This is a genomic window from Frankia sp. AgKG'84/4, from assembly GCF_023242965.2.
Taxonomy (GTDB): Bacteria; Actinomycetota; Actinomycetes; order Frankiales; family Frankiaceae; genus Frankia.
Window position 1 is genome coordinate 1 of the sequence record NZ_JALKFU020000328.1, and the last position, 5,843, is coordinate 5,843.

Consider the following 5,843-nt stretch of genomic DNA (forward strand, 5'->3'; position numbering starts at 1 on the left):
GCCTGTCGACGAGCCCCGGCCTGTCGACGAGCCCCGGCCTGTCGACGAGCCCCGGCCTGTCGACGAGCCCCGGCCTGTCGACGAGCCCCGGCCTGCCGGTCAGCCGGGGTTCACCTCTCGCCGGACGGCGCCGAGGGGATCGGCGCGGAAGCGGGCGGCGGCCTCGGTGTGGTACGCGAGGGCCTGCAGCTCGGTGCCGGCGCGGATGGCGGCGCGGGCCCCCCAGACGTCGAACGCGCGGTGCACAGAACGCTTGTTGATCTGGGTGAGCTCGCTGGGTACGCCGGCGATGCGGCTGGCGATCGCGAGGACCTCCGCGGCCAGCCGGTCGCCCGGGTAGGCGCGGTTGGCGAAGCCGATGCGGGCGGCCTCGACGCCGTCGATGGGGTCGCCGGTGAGCATCAGCTCCATCGCGCGGCGCATCCCGAGCAGCACCGTGTGGTATTGCCAGTCGGGCGGGCTGGCGAGCCGGACGACCGGGTAGCTGATCCGCGCGTCCTCGGCGACATACACCAGGTCGCAGGCGGAGGCGAGCTCGGTGGCGCCGGCGATCGCGTAGCCGTGGATCTGCGCGATCACCGGCTTGGCCAGGTCCCACAGGCTCAGCCACGTCTCGGTCGCCTGCCGTGCCCACTGGCCGGCGCCGGGCGCCGAGTACAACGGCGGATCGTCCATCAGCGGCGAGGACAGGTCGTAGCCGGCGGAAAAGCACGGCCCGGCCCCGCGGATGATCGTCACTGCGACGTCGGGGTCGTGGTCGTGGCGCTGCAGGGTGTGCAGCAGCTCGGCGCGCAGCGGTGCCGACAGGGCGTTGCGCTTCTCCGGCCGGTTCAGGGTGATCCGCCGCACGCCCGGCGTCGGCGTGTCGACGAGCAGCACCGGGGCGGAGCCGCCGTCCGTCCCGCCGCCGTCTGTCCCGCCGCCGTCTGTCTCGCCGCTGGCGCCGCGCTCGGCGCTCATCGGCCGGCCACCGGCTCGGGCGCGGTGTCGCGCACCCCGGCGAGCTCCGCGAGCAGCTCGATGGCCTCAGGCTGGTCGGCGTTGACGATCAGGCCCGTGACGCCGGGCGCCGCGAAGCCTTCCTCCCAGCGGCGGCGGATCCGCTCGACCGACCCGACGAGCGCCGAACTCTCCAGATACTCCTGCGGGATGGCGGCCTGCGCCTCCGCCTTGCGTCCGGCCCGCCACAGCTCGCCGATGCGCGCCGCCTCCGCGGGGAAGCCGCGTCGGGCCATCGCCTCGCGGTGGTAGTTGTGCGTCTCGCTGCCCATCCCGCCGACGTACATGGCGGTCAGCGGGCGCTTGGCGTCCAGGACGGCGCGGACGTCGTCGGTGATGGTCACCGACGCGTCGGTGAACACCTCGAAGCCCGGCCGGGCAGTCTCACGCACCGTGGCCGGTACGCCATTGGGTGATATGCCCATCGGCAGCCAGCCGTCGCCGATCTGGGCGGCGAGCGCGGTGTTGCGCGGGCCGCCGGCCGCCAGCCAGATCGGAATCGGCGCGACCGGATGCATGATCGACTTCAGCGGTCGGCCCTGGCCGAGGGCGCCGGGCCCGGTGTAGGGCAGGCGGATCTCCGGGCCGTCATGGGCGACCGGTTCGGCGCGCTCCAGCACCTTGCGCACGATCTCCACGTAGTCGCGCAGCCGGGCGTGGGGCCGCCCCCACGGCTGGCCGTACCAGCCCTCGACGATCTGCGGGCCGGACACGCCGATGCCGAGGATGAGCCGGTTCCCGCCGGCCATCGCGTCGATCGTCATCGCCTGCATGGCCAGCGTCGCCGGGGGACGCGCCGCGAGTTGCACCACCGCGGTCCCGAGTCGAATGCGGTCGGTGAGGGCCGCCAGGTAGGCCAGTGGGCTCAGCGCGTCCGAGCCGTAGGCCTCGGCCGTCCACACCGAGTGGTATCCGACCCGCTCGGCGAGCCGGACCAGCTCGACCGGGACGGCGAACTGGGCGGCCCGGTAGAGGTTCAGGCGCAGACCGAGTTTCACGGGAGGATTGCTCCGTCCTGGTGGCGGCGTAGGCCGCTGTTGGCCCGGCCGTCGGTGAGGGCGAGGCCGGTGAGCAGCGCGTCGCGCAGGTCGCGCGGGTCGATGACGTCGTCGTAGGAGAGTCGGGAGGCACCGTTGACCGAGCCCTTCGCCTGCTCGGCGGCGAGGCGGGCACGCTCGGCCGGGTCATCGACGGCGCTCGCGTTCGACATCGCCGGCAGCACGCCGAGGGTGATCGACGGGAAGGCGAGGGTCAGGGTCTGGCCGTCGAACGGGTTCATCGCCATCACCGACGACCCGAAGCCGAACGCCTTGCGCAGGGTGACATGCAGCTTGGGGACCTTCAACCGGTGCTGGACCGCGAACATCCGGGCGGCGTGGCGCAGGATGCCAGCCCGCTCGGCGGCACTGCCGGCGAGCACCCCGGGGTTGTCGGCCAGGAACACGCACGGCAGGCCGAAGGCACCCGCGACCTGCAGGAAGTGCGCCACCTTGTCGGCCGCGTCGCTGTCGACGGTGCCGGCGAGCTGGCTCGGGTCGTTCGCGACGATCGCCACGCTGCGCCCACCCAGCCAGGCCAGGGCGGTGACGACAGAGCGGCCGAACTCAGGCTGCACCACCAGGAGGTCGCCGTCATCGACGACCTCCTGCAACACCGGGGTGATCCGGTAGGGCCGGCGCGGGTCCGGCGGGATCATGCCGAGGATGTCGACCTTGCGCGGCCCGGTGTCCGGGCCGAGGCGCGACGGGGCGGCCTGCGCGGCGTCGCGCGGAAAGTGCGCCAGGTAGCGCCGAGCCAGCGTGATGGCCTCCGTGTCGTCGTGGACGACGTTGTGCACGACGCCGGCGGTGCGCGCGGCGACCGCCGGGCCGCCGAGGTCCTCCTTGGTGATCTCCTCGCCGGTGGCGGTCCGGACCAGCGGCGGGCCGGCCGTGAAGATCGACGCGGTCTCGGTCATCGCGACGAAGTCGCACAGTGGCGCGGTGAGCGCGCCGTGACCGGCGGACGCGCCGAGCACCAGGCACACCAGCGGTACCTGGCCGGACAGATCGGCGAGGCCGCCGAGGTCGCCGGGGCGGCGGCTGGTGGGGCTGTCGGTCACCCGGTGACCGGCACCCTCCAGCATCCACACCACCGGGACGCGTTCCTGCGCGGCGAGCTGGCACAGGCGGTAGCGCTTGTCGGTGGATCCCGTGCCGATGGAGCCGCCGAGCACGGTGACGTCCTCGGCGCCGGCGAGCGCGGGCCTGCCATCGATGCGCCCGGAGCCGGCGACGAGCGCGTCGGCGGGCGCGGGCGGGTCGGCGGTGGTGCCGACGAGCGCGCCGATTTCGAAGAACGTGCCCGGATCGAACAGAGCGTCGAGCCGCTCCCGGGCATTGAGGCGCCCTCGCTGCGTCTGGCGGGTCAGCCTGGCGGCGCCGCCCATGTCGTGAGCCGCCGCCTTGCGTCGTGCGATCTCCGCGAGCGCGGGGCCCCAACCGTGCAGGTCATCACCCATGAGACCGAAACATACATTGTACAGCCGCGAGATTCAGGATTGGTGGTAGAACGGCGTTCCGCGATGCAAGACTGTTGCTCTATGAGCACCTTGGGGGATTCGGCCTCCGACTCGCCGGCGGCAGTCGTGGCGTCGGACGCGGTGGCGCGGGTCGTGGAACGTTCCATGGCGGCGCGTGTCGACGCGGCGACCGAGGAGGTCCGCCGACTCGTCCACGCGACGTACACGGTCATTGAGCGCACCGGGTCCACCGACCTGTCGCTGCGAGCGATTCTCGCCGCGGCGGGATGTTCCAACCAGGCGTTCTACCGACATTTCGGGTCCAAGGATGAGCTGCTGATTGCGCTGCTGTCCTCCGGGCTGCGCCGCGTCGCCGCCGACCTGCGGGACCGGACCGCCCGGGAGGACAACCTCCCGGCCCGGGTCGACGCCTGGATCCGGTGCGTGCTGGAACAGGCCACGGATCCGGCCACCGCGCAACAGACCCGGCCGTTCGTCGCCGGTCTCGGCCGATTGCAGGTGCGCTTTCCCGAGGAGCTCAGTCAGTCCCGTGACCTGCTCGTCGACACCCTGACCGCCGTGCTTCCCGGCGCGGACCGCAGCCGCGAGGCCTGGGCCACTTTCGACCTGGCCTTCGGCGCGATGCAGCGGCACGTGCTCGCCCGCACCCGGCCCGACCCCGCCGAGGTGACCGGCCTGGTGCGCTACGCTCAGTGCGCCCTCGGCGCGCTGCCGGACGCACCCGGCTGACCGGGCGAGGTGCCAGGACCGGGACCCCCGGCCCCGCCAGCTCGGCGAGGCCGGGTCCAGGTGCCTTACCCGGCTGGCACTACTTCTTCAACAAGCCACCGCAGAACAGCTTGGCGATGATATCAAAGACCTTGCCGTTGAGCTGCACGACCGATCCGCAGGGCGCGCTGATGTTGTGGTTGATCGGCCAGCGGGTCTCGGGGAGCGCTCCGGGCACGGAGTAGGAGTAGTTGGTGTTTAGAACCTTCAGGAACTTGTCGACGGTGAGGTCACGACCGACCTTCTTCAGAGCGGTGATGAACATATCTGCCGCCCAGTAGCCGGACATCGCCGGAAGGCTGATGCTCGTGTCCGGAGCGTACTTGTGGAAGTCGTCGGCGAGCTGCTTCACGGCAGGCACGCTGGTATCTGAGCCCGGCTCCCACTGGACCACGGTGTAGGACTTCTGTAGATCCTTGAAGCCGGCCAGGCGGGGGTCATACCCAACGGGGTTGAGTTGCTTTCCCTGGTAACCCGCCGAGTTCAGCGCCGAGGTCAGCTTGACGACCGAGTTGAAATCGAGGAGGTGGAGAATCACATCCGGTGCGTGGCCCTTGTCCGCGGTCATCAGGTCGTTCACGACCGCGGTGGTGTCGGTGACGCCGGTCGCCGGGAACGGGTTCTTCGTGTACACCGTCCGAATGCCGACCGCTCGGACCTGGCTGGCGAGCTCCTGCAGGCCGGTACGGGCCGAGTCGTTGTCGACGCCGACGAGCGCGGCGGACTTGCCCTTGGCGCTACCGCCGAACATCGCCTGGATCAGTAGTCCGTAGGTCGACGAGGTGTAGCCGCTGCCGCCCCCGACCAGGCAGCCGGTGATGCCGAAGCCGAGCGTGTTGTTGCAGTATCCGGCCGTGGTTCCCCAGCCGAAGAACGGAACCTTGTCGTTGCAGAAGGTGTCCAGGTAGCTGGCGTCGCGGGTCAGCAGCGGGACGACCGCGAAGACCTTCTTCTGCTGGGCGAGGACCTTCGCCTGCGCGGCGGTCCGCGCCGCGTCGTCGCCGGTGTCGAGGGTACCGATGTAGTTGATCTTGCGGCCGTTGACGCCGCCCTCGGCGTTCGCGCGCTCGAGCCGCGCCTTCGCGCCCTGTTCGGTACCGGCGATCGTACTGCCGGTGGGGCTGGTCAGGTAGCCCAGACCGCCGACGGTGATCGAGGTGTCAGTGATGCCGCGGGTCGGCTGGCTGGACGTCAGCCCGCACTTGAGGCTGGCCGGGTCCACCTTCATTCCGGCGTCGGGCCAGCCGGTGGCGGGACCGGCTTTCAGGGCGTCGGCCGAGACGGTCGTGCCGCCCCCCGCGCTGGACGAACCGCCGGAAGAACACGCGGCCATCGTGGTCACGACCGAAACCGAAGCGGCCATGACGACCAATAATCGGCGGGTTCGCATTGTCTGAGCTCCTCAAATTACTGCGGAGTGAGTCCGCCATCGCGCAAATATGTCCGAAATGGACTGGCGGGCTGGAACGTCGAGCATGTTACGAGAACAGTTTTTCCGGATGCAAGACCGTTGCTCAAGGATGGTTTCGACCGTCCTGGGGCGGGGTGTCCGGCG

General features: G+C 71.0%; 5 protein-coding genes. 1 reads left to right on the plus strand and 4 read right to left on the minus strand.

The genetic code is table 11. From position 1 onward, the window contains the following. Positions 1-99: 99 nt before the first annotated feature. The 3 genes from MXD58_RS18185 to MXD58_RS18195 are packed head-to-tail and all read right to left on the minus strand — an operon-like array spanning position 100 to position 3,499. Positions 100-960 (minus strand): enoyl-CoA hydratase-related protein, encoded by an 861-nt coding sequence (locus tag MXD58_RS18185; protein WP_248839243.1) that lies wholly within the window; start codon positions 958-960, stop codon positions 100-102. Further along, positions 957-1,997, minus strand: coding sequence for an LLM class flavin-dependent oxidoreductase (locus MXD58_RS18190; protein ID WP_248839244.1), 1,041 nt, complete (start codon positions 1,995-1,997; stop codon positions 957-959). Before MXD58_RS18190 ends, MXD58_RS18185 begins: the two co-directional genes overlap by 4 nt. Then, positions 1,994-3,499 (minus strand): acyl-CoA carboxylase subunit beta, encoded by a 1,506-nt coding sequence (locus MXD58_RS18195; protein WP_248839245.1) that lies wholly within the window; start codon positions 3,497-3,499, stop codon positions 1,994-1,996. The genes MXD58_RS18190 and MXD58_RS18195 overlap by 4 nt, the downstream gene beginning before the upstream one ends. An 81-nt stretch (positions 3,500-3,580) precedes the next feature. Here MXD58_RS18195 and MXD58_RS18200 point away from each other — a divergent pair, with 81 nt between their 5' ends. After that, positions 3,581-4,249: a TetR/AcrR family transcriptional regulator gene (locus tag MXD58_RS18200; protein WP_248839246.1), complete on the plus strand. Its 669-nt coding sequence runs from the start codon at positions 3,581-3,583 to the stop codon at positions 4,247-4,249. 79 nt (positions 4,250-4,328) lie between these two features. Here MXD58_RS18200 and MXD58_RS18205 read toward each other — a convergent pair whose 3' ends face one another. Further along, the gene (locus MXD58_RS18205) at positions 4,329-5,621 is read right to left on the minus strand and encodes an ABC transporter substrate-binding protein (RefSeq protein WP_250609622.1); all 1,293 of its coding nucleotides are present in this window, start codon (positions 5,619-5,621) and stop codon (positions 4,329-4,331) included. Between the last annotated feature and the right edge of the window lie 222 nt (positions 5,622-5,843).

Bases quoted from the DNA above. Each gene is read 5' to 3' on its own strand.
- MXD58_RS18200 (WP_248839246.1), top strand. From the start codon at position 3,581: ATGAGCACCTTGGGGGATTCGGCCTCCGACTCGCCGGCGGCAGTCGTG.
- MXD58_RS18185 (WP_248839243.1), bottom strand. From the start codon at position 960: ATGAGCGCCGAGCGCGGCGCCAGCGGCGAGACAGACGGCGGCGGGACA.
- MXD58_RS18205 (WP_250609622.1), bottom strand. From the start codon at position 5,621: ATGGCCGCGTGTTCTTCCGGCGGTTCGTCCAGCGCGGGGGGCGGCACG.
- MXD58_RS18195 (WP_248839245.1), bottom strand. From the start codon at position 3,499: ATGGGTGATGACCTGCACGGTTGGGGCCCCGCGCTCGCGGAGATCGCA.